Origin of the sequence: Primorskyibacter sp. S87 (assembly GCF_049801055.1) — a bacterium.
Lineage (GTDB): Bacteria > Pseudomonadota > Alphaproteobacteria > Rhodobacterales > Rhodobacteraceae > JBNAGF01.
In genome coordinates this window covers 128,415-143,968 of record NZ_JBNAGF010000003.1, presented here as the reverse complement: position 1 = coordinate 143,968, position 15,554 = coordinate 128,415, and the positions used below count along the sequence as shown (strand labels likewise).

At 58.8% G+C, this 15,554-nt stretch carries 15 protein-coding genes; 4 read left to right on the top strand and 11 right to left on the bottom strand.

Going from position 1 to position 15,554, the window contains the following annotated elements; genetic code table 11:
* Positions 1-63 precede the first annotated feature (63 nt).
* Positions 64-651, top strand: a complete 588-nt coding sequence (locus tag ACP15U_RS06880) for a lytic transglycosylase (protein WP_425044409.1) — start codon at positions 64-66, stop codon at positions 649-651.
* 21 nt (positions 652-672) lie between these two features.
* Here the strand turns inward: ACP15U_RS06880 and ACP15U_RS06875 are convergent, their stop codons facing one another.
* The 4 genes from ACP15U_RS06875 to ACP15U_RS06860 form a co-directional block, all read right to left on the bottom strand.
* Positions 673-1,269: a LolA family protein gene (locus ACP15U_RS06875; RefSeq protein ID WP_425044408.1), complete on the bottom strand. Its 597-nt coding sequence runs from the start codon at positions 1,267-1,269 to the stop codon at positions 673-675.
* Positions 1,270-1,351: 82 nt separating this feature from the next.
* On the bottom strand, positions 1,352-4,336 hold the full coding sequence (locus ACP15U_RS06870) for a DNA translocase FtsK 4TM domain-containing protein (protein WP_425044407.1): 2,985 nt from the start codon (positions 4,334-4,336) through the stop codon (positions 1,352-1,354).
* Positions 4,337-4,349: 13 nt separating this feature from the next.
* Positions 4,350-5,531, bottom strand: coding sequence for an aminotransferase class I/II-fold pyridoxal phosphate-dependent enzyme (locus tag ACP15U_RS06865; RefSeq protein WP_425044406.1), 1,182 nt, complete (start codon positions 5,529-5,531; stop codon positions 4,350-4,352).
* A 107-nt stretch (positions 5,532-5,638) separates the two neighbouring features.
* Positions 5,639-6,967 (bottom strand): amidase, encoded by a 1,329-nt coding sequence (locus ACP15U_RS06860; RefSeq protein ID WP_425044405.1) that lies wholly within the window; start codon positions 6,965-6,967, stop codon positions 5,639-5,641.
* 53 nt (positions 6,968-7,020) lie between these two features.
* On the opposite strand from ACP15U_RS06860, the gene ACP15U_RS06855 reads away from it, so the two are divergent.
* Complete coding sequence (locus ACP15U_RS06855) at positions 7,021-8,283, top strand: FAD-dependent monooxygenase (protein ID WP_425044404.1); 1,263 nt, start codon at positions 7,021-7,023, stop codon at positions 8,281-8,283.
* Between the two features lie 21 nt (positions 8,284-8,304).
* Here ACP15U_RS06855 and ACP15U_RS06850 read toward each other — a convergent pair whose 3' ends face one another.
* The 5 genes from ACP15U_RS06850 to ACP15U_RS06830 all read right to left on the bottom strand — a co-directional run bounded on the left by ACP15U_RS06850 (position 8,305) and on the right by ACP15U_RS06830 (position 11,916).
* The gene (locus tag ACP15U_RS06850) at positions 8,305-8,499 is read right to left on the bottom strand and encodes a Trm112 family protein (protein ID WP_425044403.1); all 195 of its coding nucleotides are present in this window, start codon (positions 8,497-8,499) and stop codon (positions 8,305-8,307) included.
* Positions 8,496-9,137 carry an LON peptidase substrate-binding domain-containing protein gene (locus tag ACP15U_RS06845; RefSeq protein ID WP_425044402.1) on the bottom strand — a complete coding sequence of 214 codons (642 nt, stop codon included), beginning with the start codon at positions 9,135-9,137 and terminating at the stop codon, positions 8,496-8,498. The genes ACP15U_RS06850 and ACP15U_RS06845 overlap by 4 nt, the downstream gene beginning before the upstream one ends.
* Positions 9,138-9,164: 27 nt before the next feature.
* Entirely contained in the window at positions 9,165-10,076 is a 912-nt protein-coding gene (gene trxA, locus ACP15U_RS06840) for a thioredoxin (protein WP_425044401.1), read from the bottom strand.
* 118 nt (positions 10,077-10,194) lie between these two features.
* Positions 10,195-10,983: an exodeoxyribonuclease III gene (locus ACP15U_RS06835; RefSeq protein WP_425044400.1), complete on the bottom strand. Its 789-nt coding sequence runs from the start codon at positions 10,981-10,983 to the stop codon at positions 10,195-10,197.
* A 246-nt stretch (positions 10,984-11,229) separates the two neighbouring features.
* The gene (locus ACP15U_RS06830) at positions 11,230-11,916 is read right to left on the bottom strand and encodes a response regulator transcription factor (RefSeq protein ID WP_425044399.1); all 687 of its coding nucleotides are present in this window, start codon (positions 11,914-11,916) and stop codon (positions 11,230-11,232) included.
* 161 nt (positions 11,917-12,077) lie between these two features.
* On the opposite strand from ACP15U_RS06830, the gene ribA reads away from it, so the two are divergent.
* Positions 12,078-13,169, top strand: a complete 1,092-nt coding sequence (gene ribA, locus ACP15U_RS06825) for a GTP cyclohydrolase II (protein ID WP_425044398.1) — start codon at positions 12,078-12,080, stop codon at positions 13,167-13,169.
* Positions 13,166-13,666 (top strand): L,D-transpeptidase family protein, encoded by a 501-nt coding sequence (locus tag ACP15U_RS06820; RefSeq protein WP_425044397.1) that lies wholly within the window; start codon positions 13,166-13,168, stop codon positions 13,664-13,666. Before ribA ends, ACP15U_RS06820 begins: the two co-directional genes overlap by 4 nt.
* On the opposite strand, the gene ACP15U_RS06815 is transcribed toward ACP15U_RS06820, so the two are convergent.
* Positions 13,650-14,309 carry a YggS family pyridoxal phosphate-dependent enzyme gene (locus ACP15U_RS06815; protein ID WP_425044396.1) on the bottom strand — a complete coding sequence of 220 codons (660 nt, stop codon included), beginning with the start codon at positions 14,307-14,309 and terminating at the stop codon, positions 13,650-13,652. The two genes, ACP15U_RS06820 and ACP15U_RS06815, sit on opposite strands and share 17 nt — an antisense overlap.
* 107 nt (positions 14,310-14,416) lie before the next feature.
* Positions 14,417-15,475: a porin gene (locus ACP15U_RS06810; protein WP_425044395.1), complete on the bottom strand. Its 1,059-nt coding sequence runs from the start codon at positions 15,473-15,475 to the stop codon at positions 14,417-14,419.
* Positions 15,476-15,554 lie beyond the last annotated feature (79 nt).

Below are 15,554 nucleotides of genomic sequence, written 5' to 3'. Positions count from 1 at the left end.
GAAATGGGGTATGATTGCCCTCAAAAAGGGGCAAAATGACCCCAAGACAAAGGCAAGAGGCAGATGAGCAGATCTCTTTGCGCAATTTTTCTGGCACTTGTGCTGGCATCCTGCGGGGGTGGCCACAAGGCGCCGCCGCGAAATCTGGACAATGCTTGCAGCATTGCCAAGCAGCGGCCGGACTACATCAAGGCGTTCCGCAAGACGGAGCGCAAGTGGGGCGTCCCCGTGCATGTGCAGATGGCGACCATCTATCAGGAAAGCCGCTATCGCGCGGATGCGCGCACTCCCCACAAGTTTGTTCTCGGCGTAATCCCGATGGGGCGGCAGAGCAGCGCGTTCGGCTACAGCCAAGCGCTTGACGGCACATGGGACGAGTACCGGAAAGAAACCCGCCGCCGAAGCGCCAAGCGGGACCGCATTTCCGACGCCTCGGATTTCATGGGTTGGTACATGAACAAGACCCGTGAAAAGAACGGCATCGCCCTGAATGACGCCCGAAACCAGTACCTTGCCTATCACGAAGGGCATGCGGGCTATGCTCGCGGCTCCTATCGCAGCAAAAGCTGGTTGGTCAGGGTGGCAGACAGCGTCGCAGCGCGGGCTGCTACCTATGACAGGCAACTTTCTTCCTGTAGCAGGATCAGATGACCACCGCGTAGCGGTGACTACCTAGCGGTCGTTGCGCCCGTCATCCACCGGGTTCAGGAACAATGTGCCGTTCAGGTTGCCTCCTGTTTTCAAAGCACCCAGAATCACTGTGGTCTGCCCGCCGCTGCTGTCATGTACCACCCATTTTCGCAGCTCGACCGGGTCCGACGTGAAGCTGAGGTCAATGCGTCCAGCACCAGGGTTCTCGGGATCCTGAGCGGTCACCACTGTCGCAGTCCCGTCAAAGCCGTGGCCAACCACCATGTTTGCCCGACTCAGGTCCACCTTCCGGGCCAGAATGATCGACAACGGAGTGCGCCGCAGCGGATAGCTCTCCGGGGGCATGTTTGACTTCATGTCGCGAATGGTAACCGTGCCGCCCGAAACCACGACAAATGCCTTTTCCGGAGGATCATATTCGAACCGCATCCGACCGGGGCGCTGCAGGAACAACGTGCCAGTGGACAATGTTCCATCATCGTTGATCTGAGTGAATGTGCCCTGCGCTGTCTTGATGCCGTTCAGATAAGACGACACCTCGGACAAAGGCAGTTTTTCCGCGGCCCACAGGGACGGCGCGGCGACGATCAGGCCGAAGACGAGTAGAAGCTGTTTCATATCCCCCACATAAGACAAGAGGCCGGGATATGAACCCCAGCCATCGTTGTTATCGCATAACGGCAGGTTCCCGCCCTGCCCTTTACTGTTCCGGCACGAGGATCTCGCGCTTGCCTACATGGTTTGCCGGAGAGACCACTCCCTGGTCTTCCATTTGCTCAACGAGGCGGGCCGCCTTGTTGTAACCAATGGCCAGTTTTCGCTGGATGTAGGAAGTCGAACACTTGCGATCCTTGATCACGATCTGAACAGCGGTGTCATAGAGCGCGTCTTCGCCGTCGGTGTTGCCTCCGGTGTTGAGCCCCAGAACTGCGTCGATGTTGTCGGCCTTGTCGTCGCCAGGCCCCTCGACAACACCCCCAACATATTCGGGCGGACCAAAGGCCTTGAGGTGATTGACCACCTCCTCGACCTCTTCGTCCGACACGAATGGACCGTGACAACGGGTGATCTTGGCTCCACCTGCCATGTACAGCATGTCACCCATGCCTAGCAGCTGCTCGGCACCCATTTCACCAAGGATGGTTCGGCTATCGACCTTTGACGTTACCTGGAAAGAGATCCGCGTCGGGAAGTTCGCCTTGATGGTTCCCGTGATCACGTCGACCGAAGGACGTTGCGTGGCCATGATCAGGTGAATACCCGATGCGCGTGCCATCTGGGCCAGACGCTGGATGCAGGCTTCGATCTCCTTGCCGGCCACCATCATCAGGTCAGCCATCTCGTCGACGATAACGACGATATATGGCAACGCCTCGGGGGCGAATTCCTCGGTCTCGAACACCGGTTCGCCGGTTTCGTCGTCAAAACCTGTTTGCACCGTTCGGCTGAACATCTCACCCTTGGCAAGCGCCTCACGCACACGTCCATTGAAGCCTTCGATATTGCGGACACCCATTTTGGACATCTTGCGATAGCGGTCTTCCATTTCGCCAACGACCCACTTCAGCGCCACTACGGCCTTCTTTGGATCTGTGACTACCGGAGACAGAAGGTGCGGAATCCCGTCGTAGACGCTGAGTTCCAGCATCTTTGGGTCGATCATGATCAAGCGACATTCTTCCGGCGTCAGCTTGTAAAGCAACGACAGGATCATGGTATTGATCGCCACCGACTTGCCCGAACCCGTTGTCCCCGCGATCAACAGGTGAGGCATCTTTGCAAGATTGGCCACGACGCTGTCGCCACCAATATTCTTGCCCAGCGCCAAAGGCAGGCTCATGTTGCTGTCACCGAAATCACGGCTGGCGAGGATCTCGCGCAGCACCACCTTTTCGCGATTCTCGTTCGGCAGTTCGATCCCGATGACAGACCGGCCCGGCACAGTGGACACACGCGCCGAAAGGGCCGCCATGGATCGCGCGATGTCATCCGCCAGTCCGACAACACGCGAGGCTTTCAGACCGGGTGCTGGTTCAAGCTCATACATGGTCACCACCGGGCCGGGACGAACGCTGACGATCTCTCCCTTCACGCCATAGTCGTCCAGAACGTTCTCGAGCATACGCGCATTTTCTTCCAATGCTTCATCGCTAAGGTGATGGCGCTGAACCACGGTGGGGTTGGTCAAAAGGTTCAACGGCGGCAATTCGTAGGCTGCCGCGTTCTCCTCGAATGCCAAGGCCGGTTGCTGTTCCGCTTTTGCGCGCCGCGAGGGTTGAGGGGCTTTGCGCGCAGGTTGCGACACGACCGGTTTGCGCGGTTCTGCAGCCGGTATGTCAGCCACGGGCTGTCGCGCAGCACCAGCGGTTGATACCGGCGTCGGCGCCTGTTGCGGCACCTGAGCGTCTGTCACAGCCGGGGTTTCAATGGCGGCGGCTTCGATTTGCGGCTCCTCCTGAGCGAGCTGCATTGTCACCGGAGGTTCACTTCCATAGGCCGCATGCGGCATGGATCTGGGCGCCATCACCGGCGGTTCCGGCGGCAATGCCAACTCATCTGCTTCAACCGGGTCTGCTCCGGATACGTCTGAATTTGTGTCCAAGACCAACGGAACCGGCCCGTGCCCCCGTCCCTTGGTCAGCGGGCGCGAGGGATCGGGCTCGGGTGCGACCATTCCGTTTGCTTCCTTGCGGCTGCGCACGGCAGCAGCAATCTTTGACTGGATCCGATCCCTGCCGGGCATGTAATCGGGACCAGCGACCGGAACGGGTTCGACAAGCTCAGGTTCTGGCATCGGTTCAGGACGCCGAATGAGAGAAGGCATACGCTTGAGGAAACCAGCCCGTTCCTCGGCAGGTTGCTGTTCTGGTGCCTGCTCGTAGCCGATTGGGTCTTCGAACACCGCAACGGAATCCTGTTCGGCGGCGGCCATCTCAGCAATATGCTCCGCCTCGGCCTGTTGCCGGGCCAGCTCCCGACGCTCGGCAACCAATGCCGACTTCGCCCGGGCTGCGGCTGCCGCTGCGTTGGCGCCGCGCCCCAGCATGGTGGCGATCATTCCGTAGGTCATAATGACCGCAACCAGCACATAGCGTGCACCGCGCGCTACCTCGGGTCGGGTGAAGCCAAGAACGAAAATGCCCATGGCCAGCATACCCACCGCCATCAACAGCGAAATAAGCTTGATCGCAAAATGCGAACTGATTGGCAGCAATGTCAAAAACGCTCCAACGACTGTATCGCCGAACAGACCGCCCAACCCAAAGCTGTGAGTGGCCCGCCACAGTTCATCAGGCACCAAGGTCGCGGCATAGATCGAAACGACGGCGATCCAGATCGGTGCAAAAATCAGGCGACCCATGGCCCGGTCCTCGCCCCAGTGCAACGCAAAGCGCAATCCCCAGGCGATCAGGACCAATGCAATTGCCCAGCTGCCCCACCCGACGATCATAAACAGCGGTGCAGCCAAAGACGCCCCGATCCGCCCCATCCAGTTTTGCACCGGAGCGTCGGTTGACACCATCCAGTTCGGATCATCCGGCGAGTAAGATGCAATCATCGCAGCAGCTGCGCAGCCCAGAATGATCAGGGATATTCCGATCAATTCTTTGCCCCGCCTCTCGATGGCAGCCTGCATGTTGCTGTCAAACAGCGGATCCCGGCTACGCGTGTTGTATGATGCCATGCTACCTAAACCCTCATGAATAAATGCAGTCGCGCAGAGTAATCAGCCCGCGCTGCAGTTCTGTTTTTGGGGCCACCATCGCGACCCGAATGTAATTCTCGCCCGGGTTTTCACCGGCATTTCCTTGCGCCAGATAGGCACCGGGCAATACCCGAACACCAGTTTCGCGCCAAAGCTTCAATGCGGCCTGCTCGCCGTTATCCACTGGCAGCCAGAGAAAAAAACCGGCCTCGGGGGATTGATACCCCTGTATGCTGCCAAGCGCTTCGTCCGCGACCGCATACTTCTCCTGGTAGAGCTTGCGATTGTCGGCGACATGCGCCTCGTCGGCCCAGACCTTTGCGGCGGCCGCCTGCAAGGGCGCTGGCAATGGCGCACCCGAATAGGCCCGCAATTGCCTGACACGGCGGATCGATTCCGGCCCGCCGGCGATGAGTCCCGAGCGCAAACCGGCCAGATTTGACCGCTTGGAGAGCGAATTGAACAGGGTAATGCGTTCGGGATCGGCACCAAGTTCCTGAGCAACCGTAAGAATTCCAGTCGGAGCCGCCTCGCGATAAATCTCGGAGTAACATTCATCCGCAAAAATGCGGAAATCATACTGTTCCGCGAGCCGGATCAGGTCGGCCCAATAATCACGCGAGGCAACCGCGCCCTGAGGATTAGCAGGTGAGCAGATATAGGCGATGGCGGTTCTGTTCAGGGTGTCTTCGGGTAATGCCGTGTAATCCGGAAGGTGCGCTGTTGCCGCTGTGGCGGGAACAAAGACAGGTTCCGCACCAACTGAAATGGCCGCCACCATGTAGACTTGATAAAATGGGTTCGGACAAAGAACGACCGGTTGCGCGCCGTTCTTTTCTTCGGGGCACAGTGCCATCGCGGCATTGTAGAGCCCTTCGCGCGTCCCATTGAGCGCCATCACCCGGGTTCCCGGGTCCAATGAAACACCGTAGCGGCGCGAGATCCAGTCGGAAATGGCCCCTCGCAACGCGGGCGAGCCGTCGTTCGGCGGATACCCCCGAAAATCGGCAGAATTTTCCGCGATGACCTCTGAGACCCAAGCCGGAAAATCGTGCTTGGGTTCGCCGATGGTCATATGCACGACCTCGCCGCCCGGCTGGTGCACGTCCAGCAAGGCCCGCAGACGCGGGAACGCATATTCCGGTAGGTTCGAGAACCGCTCGGGAAACTTCATCTATTCTGCCTCAAGGTCGGGGTCGTTTCGCCCCGTTTCCCATAAGGTTACAGATCCCTCCGGGATCCGTCCAGACAAAGCGTCGCCGGATCAGGTGATTGTGGCATTCAGGCCAAAGCCGCTTCGGCGGCCGCGCCCAGCCGCAAAAGAGCTTCTTCTGCATTGGGCGGGGCCATCATCATCAGCCCGCAGGACGGCGTGCCCGTCGGCAAAGTGAGCGCGGCGAGCCCCATCAGGTTGCCGATCCGGGTGTTTCGCAAGGCGAGAAGATTCTCGGTCACATAGTAGTCGTGATCGTTGAGAAGACGCTCGAGATTCGGCGGCATGATCGGTGATGCCGGCAGGACGACAGCGTCAAATCCAGCGATCGCCTGATCCCACGCACCGCGACAGGCTTCGAGTCTGGCCCAGGCCGCGACGTAGTCGGGGCCGGAATACTCACCCCCGGCGCGGAAACGTTGCAGGATCTCCTCGAACATCAGGTGTGGATTGGCCTCGATTACATCCCGCCACAGACCATACGCCTCGGCAGTATAGAGCGGACCTGTCAAAGCCATTGCATCCTTGATCTCCGGCACGTCCAACGGAACAATTTCTGCCCCCGCGTCCCGCAACCTGCTCAATGCTTCCTCATGGGCCTTGGCAGGCTGCTCACGCAATTCATCCATCGCGATCGTCTGCAGGTCAGCAAATCGGCGGCCCTTCAAAGAAACCCCCCTCAGATCGGCCGCGGCACCACCTTCGACTAATGCGAGAAGCTGGGCGGCATCCTCGACCGACCGGCACAAAGGACCCACTGTATCGAATTTCAGACAGAGTGGCACAACACCCTCGAGACTGACCCGGCCTGACGTGGTTTTTAACCCAACCAGATCATTCCACGCCGATGGGATCCGGACCGACCCGCCCGTGTCGGAACCGATCCCCCCTGCCGCCAGCCCAAAGGCCACTGATGCGGCAGCGCCCGAAGAGGAACCGCCCGGCACCGCCTCGCTGTCATTGATGCACGGTGGCGTTGCGGTTACCGGATTCAGCCCCAGTCCCGAGAACGCCAGTTCGCTCATATGCGTCTTGCCAAGGCAAACTGCACCCAATTTCGTCGCGTTGTTAAGAACTGCCGCATCCCGGTCGGGCACCCGTCCGTCTAGCAGCGCTGAACCCGCCTGAGTTACGGTTCCGGCGGAATCAAACAGATCCTTCCAGCTGAGCGGGACACCATCTAGCAGCGACAGTCTTTGCCCGTTCTGCGCGCGGATCCGCGCAGCATTGGCTTCGGCCATAGCCCTGTCATGGGTGACACGGGAGTAAATGCGGTTTCGCATCGGGTGGGAGTCGATCGCGTCCAGAAAAGTTTGCGCCAACGCCACCGGGTCGATCGCACCAACTGCAATCCCGCGACCCAGTTCGCTTGCAGACATGTGCAGCCATTCGTGCATGAAACCCTCCCGTCGATTTGCTGTATTCTGAAACGGTAGCGACAGCCTTGCGCATGGACAATCCCGAAACCACGCGCATATTGCAGGGCATGACAAGGAACTCGGATATCCTGATCGTCGGGGGCGGCCTGAACGGTTCGGCGCTGGCGCTGGCGCTGGCTGGAACCGGCCACACGGTCACAATCATCGATGCGCTGGACGAAGACCTGCGCAAGGATGCCGGATTTGACGGGCGGGCCTATGCACTGGCGCTTTCCTCGCAGCGGCTGCTGGCCGCCATAGGGGTGTGGGACGGAATTGCCGAAAACGCTCAGCCCATGCTGGAAATCAAGGTAACCGACGGCCATCCCGGCGCGGGCCCGTCACCATTCTTCATGCATTTCGATCATGCTGAAATCGAGGAAGGCCCGATGGGCTACATGGTCGAAGACCGGCACCTTCGGGTTTCCTTGATGGAAGCTATGGAATCGGAGCCATCGATTACCCGTGTCAACAGTCAGACCGTGGTGGCACAGGAAACCACTCAGAACGGTGCGAAGGTTACCCTTGCCGATGGAACCGTGCTGTCTGGCAGTGTTCTGATCGGGTGCGACGGTCGTCGTAGCGGAACAGCGACCCGTGCCGGTATAAGGCGCACGGGATGGGACTACGGACAGACCGCGTTGGTTTGCGCAATCGAACATGATCGGCCACATAACGGGGTCGCCCACCAGTTCTTCATGCCCCCTGGGCCGCTGGCTATCCTGCCTTTGGCAGGAAATCGCAGCTCGATCGTGTGGAGTGAGCGGACCGCCACCGCCAAACGCATCAATGCCATGCCGGAAGCTGACTACTTGCAGGTTCTGCGGCCCCGTTTCGGAGATTTTCTGGGAGACATCCGCCTTGCCGGTGATCGTTTTACCTATCCCCTCAACCTTACCATCGCCAACAGCTTTGTCGCCGAGCGCATGGCTCTCGTCGGTGACGCAGCACACGGAATGCACCCAATTGCCGGACAGGGTTTGAACGCGGGTCTGCGGGACGTAGCAGCGTTGGCCGAAGTCCTGACGCTGGCAGGCCGTCGGGGGGAAGATATCGGATCGCAGATGGTGCTGGACCGCTACCAACAATGGCGGCGCTTCGATACGGCTACACTGGTCTTGGCGACTGACGCATTTAACAGACTGTTTTCAAACGACAACCCGCTGCTACGGCTGGGTCGCGACATCGGAATGGGAATAGTCGGATCTCTTCCTTCGCTGCGAAGGGGGTTCGTTCGCGAAGCCGCCGGGTTGACCGGAGACATGCCGGTATTGCTGAAGGGACAGCAGATCTAAAGCAGTGTCAAAACACCGGGTTCAGTCGATTTTCCGTGCCTCATCGATCAGCATCACGGGGATTCCGTTGCGGATAGGAAATGCCAGTCCGGCGCCTTTCGAAACCAGCTCCTGCCGCTCAGCGTTATACTCAAGCGTTGCATGAGTTTGGGGGCATACCAGTGCTTCCAGCATCCGGCGGTCAAATGACGCTTGGTTGGCCGATCCATCGTTCATTGCAGTGCTTCCTCTCCTGAGCCGCCACGCATTGCGAACTCGATCAACGTGACAAGGGTTTCCCGGCGTGTCCGGAGACAGGGCGCCTCAAGTAGTGCCTGTTTGTCCTCCGGGTCGAAGTCAAGCAACATCGACAGGGAATTGACCAAAAGCTCATCGTCGGCATCCGTCAGCGAATCCCAGTCAGTCGAAAGCTGCTGAGATGCAAAGAACCGGTGAAGCAGGTCGAGAAACAGCTTTCTGTCGAATGCCTGATCCGTTTCACATTTGCCCAGGTCCCGCTCGAATCCGCACCATGAGATCTCGCAACGGCGATAGGGTGCGAACCCTTCGACCTCGTGCTGAACCCTGAACCTGGAGATACCTGTCAGCGTGATCAGGTATCGCCCGTCTTCGGTTTCCGAAAACTGGGTCACACGACCGGCACACCCGATCGCGTGCAAAGCCTGATCGTTGCTGGGCACCGGCGCAGGTTGCACCATCCCGATAATTCGCTGCGGTGTCTTCAGCGCATCCTCAAGCATTTGCAGGTACCGCGGTTCAAAGATATGTAGCGGTAAACGCGCACGCGGCAAAAGCAATGCCCCCGGCAAGGGAAACACCGCCACGGTTTCGGGCAGATCGGCTGGTTGCATCATAAAGCTCAGTGTAGCCCTGAGCCGCTGTTAGGCAAATATCATCGAACTTAATTTGCGCCGCCCAGCCAGAACGATCGGATCATTCGGCTTCAGTGCTTCGAAAATCGTGAACAACTGTGCCTTGGCAGCGCCCTCATTCCATTCGCGATCACGTCGGAAGACTTCCAGCAATTCGGAGACGGCCTGTTCGGTCTGGTCGTTGGCCTGCAAGGCAAGCGCCAGATCAAACCGGGCCTGCTGGTTGGCCGGGTCAGCGTCCACTAGTGCCTGCAGTTCAGCCACCGGGCCGGCATCCGCAGCCTGCCGCGCCAGCTCGATCTGGGCATGTGCGGCCTCAAGCTCGGGCGAGGTAGAAATTTCTGCCGGGGCACCATTCAGAATCGCTTCGGCCTGATCGAGATCGCCCAGTGCGATATGTGCCTGAACCAAACCGGCATAGGCGCCGGCATGATTGGGATCTTCGCCGAGAATGGCAGCAAAGGTCTGTGCCGCATCAGTGGCTGCGCCCGCTTCCAGCATCTCATGCGCGGCGGCCACGGCCTCGTCCAACTGTCCGCCCGGCGATTCTCCACCAGCCGCAGCGATTACCCGGTCGACAAAAGCCTTGATCTCGGACCCGGGCAATGCCCCCTGAAACCCGTCAACAGGCTGCCCCTGATGGAAAGCGTAAACAGTCGGGATCGACTGGATTTGCAACTGGCCGGCGATCATCTGGGCTTCGTCCACGTTGATCTTGACCATTTTCACCGCACCTTTGGCAGCAGTAACGGCCTCTTCGAGCATCGGGCCCAACGTCTTGCAAGGCCCACACCAAGGCGCCCAGAAATCAACGATAACCGGTTGCGTCTGGCTGGCCTCGATGACGTCCGCCATGAAAGTGGCTTCGGTTCCGTCCTTGATGAGGTCTGCCGCTGGTGTGGCGCCGCTCAGAATGTCCATGGCTTGAAATCTCCGGTTTTGGCTTGCCCCTATATGAAACCTTGGCGACCGGAAACCAAGAGAGGTTTTGCGATATCCGCAGTCTCAGTTACTCGGGCGGTATCGAAGTGTTCCGGAGCTACAGGTCGAAAGTTGCAAAGACCGGCGCGTGATCGCTGGGCTTTTCCCACCCACGCGCGTCACGCAAAATGCGGCTGGAATGCCCAGCGTTAGAGATATCCGCCGTCGCCCAGATATGATCAAGGCGCCGTCCCTTGTCGGCCGAATCCCAATCACGGGCCCTATAGGACCACCAGCTAAACAGCTGGCCGTCCGGGATATCCTGGCGCGTAATGTCGATCCACCCTCCGGCATCCTGAGTTTCGGCCAGATGATCCACTTCGATTGGCGTGTGCGAAACGACTTTGAGCAGTTGCTTATGGGACCAGACATCATCTTCGCGCGGCGCGATATTCAGGTCGCCGACAAGAATGGACTTCTCGGGCCGTTCCTCGCGAAACCAGTCACGCATGTCAGTGAGGTAGTCGAGCTTCTGCCCGAATTTTTCATTAACTTCCCTGTCAGGAGCATCCCCTCCCGCAGGTACATAGAAATTGTGGATCGTCACTCCGTTCTCGAGACGCCCCGCCACATGGCGCGCGTGACCGAGCCCCGCGAAATCCTTGTCGCCAACATCTTCGATCGGAAGCTTCGATAGGATGGCAACGCCGTTGTAACCTTTCTGCCCCCGGGCGATCATGTGGGAATAGCCCAAATTTGCGAACCATTCGGTCGGGATCTTCTCGACCGGTGACTTACATTCCTGAAGGCACAGAACGTCTGGGGCCTCTTCCTGCATCAACTTGGCCACAATCGGCTCTCGTAGTCGGACGGAATTGATATTCCATGTGGCTAGGGAAAAAGACATTGGCAGCGCTCGCTCAGTTCAGGTTCGGCGCAGACTAGCGTGGCGCGTTGGTGGACACCATCGCAATCCTCGGCAATCGTGGATCGCAGAACAGATGATTTTTACAACCGACCGGACAAAAAAATGGCCGAGCATCAAGCTCGGCCAAGTCCAACAGGGAGGTGCATATCTTGACCCGGATATGCGCGGGTTGGCTTCAACACTAAAGGTGTAGTCAGGTTGCCTCTTTGATCTGGGTCAAACCCTTCACGCAACCAACCTGTAACCACCAGATTCAGTTACCAGCAATCGAGCGTTCGATGGGTCCGGCTCGATTTTCTGGCGCAGGCGATAGATATGAGTTTCGAGGGTGTGAGTGGTTACGCCTGCGTTGTAACCCCAGACTTCGTGAAGCAGCACGTCGCGCGCGACCACGCCGTCTGACGAGCGATATAGGAATTTAAGTATGTTGGTTTCCTTTTCCGTCAACCGGATCTTGCGATCATCCTCGGTGATCAGAAGCTTCATCGCCGGTTTGAACGTGTAGGGACCAAGTGCGAACACCGCATCCTCCGACTGCTCGTGCTGCCGCAGCTGAGCGCGAATACGGGCAAGCAAGACCGGGAACTTGAATGGTTTGGTGACATAGTCGTTGGCGCCGGCATCCAGACCGAGAATGGTGTCTGCGTCGCCATCATGGCCCGTGAGCATCAGGATCGGGCTCTTAACCCCTTGCTTGCGCATCAGGCGGCACAGTTCTCTGCCATCGGTATCGGGCAACCCGACATCCAGAATGATCAGGTCATAGAGCGCCTCCTTGACGCGCTCCATCGCGGTCTGTCCGTCATCGGCTTCGAATACATCAAAATCTTCGGTCATGACCAACTGTTCGCTCAGCGCCTCGCGCAGGTCGTCATCGTCGTCTACCAGCAAGATTTTTTTGAGCTGCGCCATTCGACTGTCCTCCTGTCTGTTTGACGACAAATGAGCCCGGATCGTTCAACAGGCAAGAATTGCTGCATTTCTCTCACGCTGTCGTGTCTGATGCAGGGGAAATGTTTCACATTCTGTCCTATCACGCTTAGATAGAGGGCCTGACTACCAAGGAGCGCGGCATGAGTCTGATGCCTGACATTTCGGAACTTCTGGCTCGCGCCCGGGCGGATCTGCGCATGGGCGTGCCGGTTGTGCTGTGCGACGGTGAAGGCAAGTCCGCGCTTGTAGTTTCGGCTGAAACCCTGACCAAAGAGCGATTGGCCGATATGCGGACACTCGGTCATCCCGAAGTAGCGATCACCGACCGCCGGGCAGAGACCCTAAAGGCGCGAGCCTACGATGGTGACCTCGCCCGTGTCGTGTTGCCCGAGGATGCTGATCTTGAGTGGATTCTGGCCGTTGCCGACCCGTCAGGCGATCTCAACTCACCGATGAAAGGGCCATTGCAAAGCCGGCGCAGCGACAGCGCGGCCTTGCACCGGCTCGCGATTGCTCTCGCAAAGTCTGCCCGGCTTTTGCCCGCCGCCGTCGTAGTGCCAATTTCTGACGGGGCCGGTCTTGCAGCTGCAAACGGGCTGACGCTGATACGTCACGCGTCTGCCGCACCGCATCTGACCGAACGCAGCCCGTTGCATGCTGTTGTTGCTGCCCGACTGCCCATGGAGGTGTCCGAGGCAGGACGGCTGCACGTTTTCCGCCCCGAGGATGGAGGCGAGGAGCATTATGCTGTCGAAATCGGGCGCCCGGATCGCTCCAAACCGGTTTTGGCACGGTTGCATTCGGCATGTTTCACCGGGGATCTGATGGGCAGCCTGAAATGTGACTGCGGCCCGCAATTGCGCGGTGCACTCGCCCAGATGGGTGATGAGGGTGCCGGCGTGTTGCTCTACCTCAATCAGGAAGGGCGCGGGATCGGACTGGCCAACAAGATGCGCGCTTACTTCCTGCAAGATCAAGGCTTTGACACGGTCGAGGCCAACCACCGCCTAGGCTTTGAAGATGATGAACGCGACTTTCGATTGGGCTCGGATATCCTCAAAGAGCTTGGGTTCAGCGCCGTCCGGCTTTTGACAAACAACCCCGCCAAGATCGCGATGATGGAAAAAACCGGAATCGCCGTGACCGAACGTGTGCCGCTGAAGGTCGGAGAAACCTCGCATAACCGCGGCTATCTCGCCACCAAGGCAGCCAAATCTGGGCACCTTCTGTGACACCACAGGATCTGGTTGTGACACCGCGCGGCACCCGGTTTCAGGGCCGCTATTTTCCCTGTTCCCTTGGAAAGGGAGGTGTCAGCACAACCAAGCGGGAAGGAGACGGCGCAACGCCCGCTGGCATCCACCGGATTGAGGCAATGCTTTTTCGGGTGGACAGGATACCACAACCTGCGCCGTGGGCTCAGGCGATCGGTCTGGGCGATCTCTGGTCAGACGACGAAAAAGACAGTGCCTACAACCAACTGGTCAAGGCGCCTTATCCTTGCAGCCATGAGAAACTGCGGCGGGCCGACCCGCTCTATGATCTGGTGTTGATTACCAATTGGAACTGGCCTGTCGCTGCGCCGGGAAAAGGCTCTGCGATTTTCGTACATCAATGGCGACGCCCGGGTTACCCGACCGAAGGCTGTGTTGCCTTCCGCCGTGAGCACCTGCATTGGATTGCCCAACGCATTGTGCCGGGCACAAGGCTGATTATTCCTGCGGTTTGACCCGTTCTCCGAAAATTGCCGAGCCGACACGAACGTGGTTGGCGCCTAAGGCAATCGCGGTTTCAAAATCGCTGCTCATCCCCATCGAGAGCCCTTCAAGCCCGTTTCGCTCGGCAATCTTGCGCAGCAATGCAAAATGCAAAGCAGGCTCTTCCTCCACTGGCGGAATACACATTAGCCCACGAATTGGGAGGTCCAACCCCCGGCATAGCTCTACGAACTCGTCTGCATCCGACGGCAAGATACCCGCCTTTTGTTCCTCCTCGCCTGTGTTGACCTGAATGAAGAGATCGGGGCAACTGCCGGTTTCCTGAGCCAGCCGCGCCAGCGAATTGGCAAGCTTCGGCCGATCGACGGAATGAATGGCATCGCACAAACCCATCGCCTGCCGCGCCTTGTTGGTTTGCAGCGGGCCGATCAGGTGTAATTCGATCCCTTGGAACCGGTCTTTGAAATCCGGCCACTTGCCTGCCGCTTCCTGAACGCGATTTTCACCAAAGATTCGGTGCCCCTGCTCCAGAACCGCTTCTACACGGTCGCTGGGCTGAACTTTGGAAACGGCGATCAGCTTCACTGAACCCGGATCTCGTCCGGCGTCAGCTTCGGCCTTGGCAATGCGGGTCTGGATGTCTTGCAGCGGCATGGCGTCCTCATCTCGGATTTGCAGCCAGACAAACACCATGCGGTCAGAAAAGAAAAGGGCAGGTCCGAAGACCTGCCCAAATACAGTACCGTTAGACGGTGTTCAGCTTAGAAGCTGAAGTATGCACCGGCCTGGAACTGGTTTTCCTTGCCTGCGTCACGAACGTAACCAGCAACGAAGGTAGCGCCGCCACCCAGGTCATACTGGTAGTTGATGCCGTAGGAGGTGCCATCGGTAACCGGTTGAGCAGCTGCAGTGATGCTGCTGTTGGTGCTGGCGTCGTTGACCCAGAGCATCAGGTTCGATGCTGCGCCGATGTCGACGTTGCCTTCCAGAGTCCAGCTCTTGGCAGCTTCGGTCTTGGCGTAGGCGATACGACCGCCCCACTGACCCCAGTCACCACCGAAGGTGAGCAGGTACAGGCCATCGTTGGCTTCAACGGTGCCGCCACCGGTGGTTGCCAGGGTCGGACCATTCGACGAGGACTGGTACGAACCGCCGACATACATGTCACCGAAGTTGTAGGTCAGCATGAGGCCAAAGCGCTCTTCACCGTTGGTGAAGGTCGGAGCGGTGGTCGGGCCACCAACAACGCCGTTTACACGCGACCACGAAACGTGACCAACGAAGCCACCAGCGGTGTACAGCGCTTCAACGCCGTTTGCAGCGGAACCTGCGCCACCGGAGCTATATGCATCCCAGCCTGCGCCTTTGATCGGAACCGACCAGTAGCCCATGCCGTCGATACCGGTGCCTGCCGAGATACCGGTGGTGTAGAGGCCGGGGGTGTTTTCAACGGCGCCGATGATGTTGCCGACGTTCACGCGGAGGCCTTCCCAGACCACACCGAAACGAGCAGCGTTACCGATGGTGGTGCCTGCACCGCCATTCGAAGTGCCGGAGCCATCACGGAATTCCGACTGGAAACGCAGACGTGCGTCGAATGCAACGCCGCCGTCGGTTTCGGCCGACATGTCGAACTGCAGACGCAGACGGCTGGTCAGGTTGGTCGAGCTAACGCCATTGAAGTTGGCATCGTTAACGTCGGTCGAGTTGTTGCTGTTGTAGTCCAGACCAAAGCGGCCATAACCGCTGATCCGCACATCGGCTGCGGCCATGCTCGCGGTGGCGATCAGCGCAGTCGTTGCGAAGAGAACTTTTTTCATCGTGTTTCCCTCGGTTTCAATTCATACGCCCAAACCAGAGAATCTGGCGTGGGTATGGCAAGGGGTTTCGCTCTTTCCG

What these genes read in the sequence shown, in the direction of transcription:
- ACP15U_RS06880 (WP_425044409.1), top strand. Translation starts at nt 64, where the DNA reads ATGAGCAGATCTCTTTGCGCAATTTTTCTGGCACTTGTGCTGGCATCC.
- ACP15U_RS06875 (WP_425044408.1), bottom strand. Translation starts at nt 1,269, where the DNA reads ATGAAACAGCTTCTACTCGTCTTCGGCCTGATCGTCGCCGCGCCGTCC.
- ACP15U_RS06870 (WP_425044407.1), bottom strand. Translation starts at nt 4,336, where the DNA reads ATGGCATCATACAACACGCGTAGCCGGGATCCGCTGTTTGACAGCAAC.
- ACP15U_RS06865 (WP_425044406.1), bottom strand. Translation starts at nt 5,531, where the DNA reads ATGAAGTTTCCCGAGCGGTTCTCGAACCTACCGGAATATGCGTTCCCG.
- ACP15U_RS06860 (WP_425044405.1), bottom strand. Translation starts at nt 6,967, where the DNA reads ATGCACGAATGGCTGCACATGTCTGCAAGCGAACTGGGTCGCGGGATT.
- ACP15U_RS06855 (WP_425044404.1), top strand. Translation starts at nt 7,021, where the DNA reads ATGGACAATCCCGAAACCACGCGCATATTGCAGGGCATGACAAGGAAC.
- ACP15U_RS06850 (WP_425044403.1), bottom strand. Translation starts at nt 8,499, where the DNA reads ATGAACGATGGATCGGCCAACCAAGCGTCATTTGACCGCCGGATGCTG.
- ACP15U_RS06845 (WP_425044402.1), bottom strand. Translation starts at nt 9,137, where the DNA reads ATGATGCAACCAGCCGATCTGCCCGAAACCGTGGCGGTGTTTCCCTTG.
- trxA (WP_425044401.1), bottom strand. Translation starts at nt 10,076, where the DNA reads ATGGACATTCTGAGCGGCGCCACACCAGCGGCAGACCTCATCAAGGAC.
- ACP15U_RS06835 (WP_425044400.1), bottom strand. Translation starts at nt 10,983, where the DNA reads ATGTCTTTTTCCCTAGCCACATGGAATATCAATTCCGTCCGACTACGA.
- ACP15U_RS06830 (WP_425044399.1), bottom strand. Translation starts at nt 11,916, where the DNA reads ATGGCGCAGCTCAAAAAAATCTTGCTGGTAGACGACGATGACGACCTG.
- ribA (WP_425044398.1), top strand. Translation starts at nt 12,078, where the DNA reads ATGAGTCTGATGCCTGACATTTCGGAACTTCTGGCTCGCGCCCGGGCG.
- ACP15U_RS06815 (WP_425044396.1), bottom strand. Translation starts at nt 14,309, where the DNA reads ATGCCGCTGCAAGACATCCAGACCCGCATTGCCAAGGCCGAAGCTGAC.
- ACP15U_RS06810 (WP_425044395.1), bottom strand. Translation starts at nt 15,475, where the DNA reads ATGAAAAAAGTTCTCTTCGCAACGACTGCGCTGATCGCCACCGCGAGC.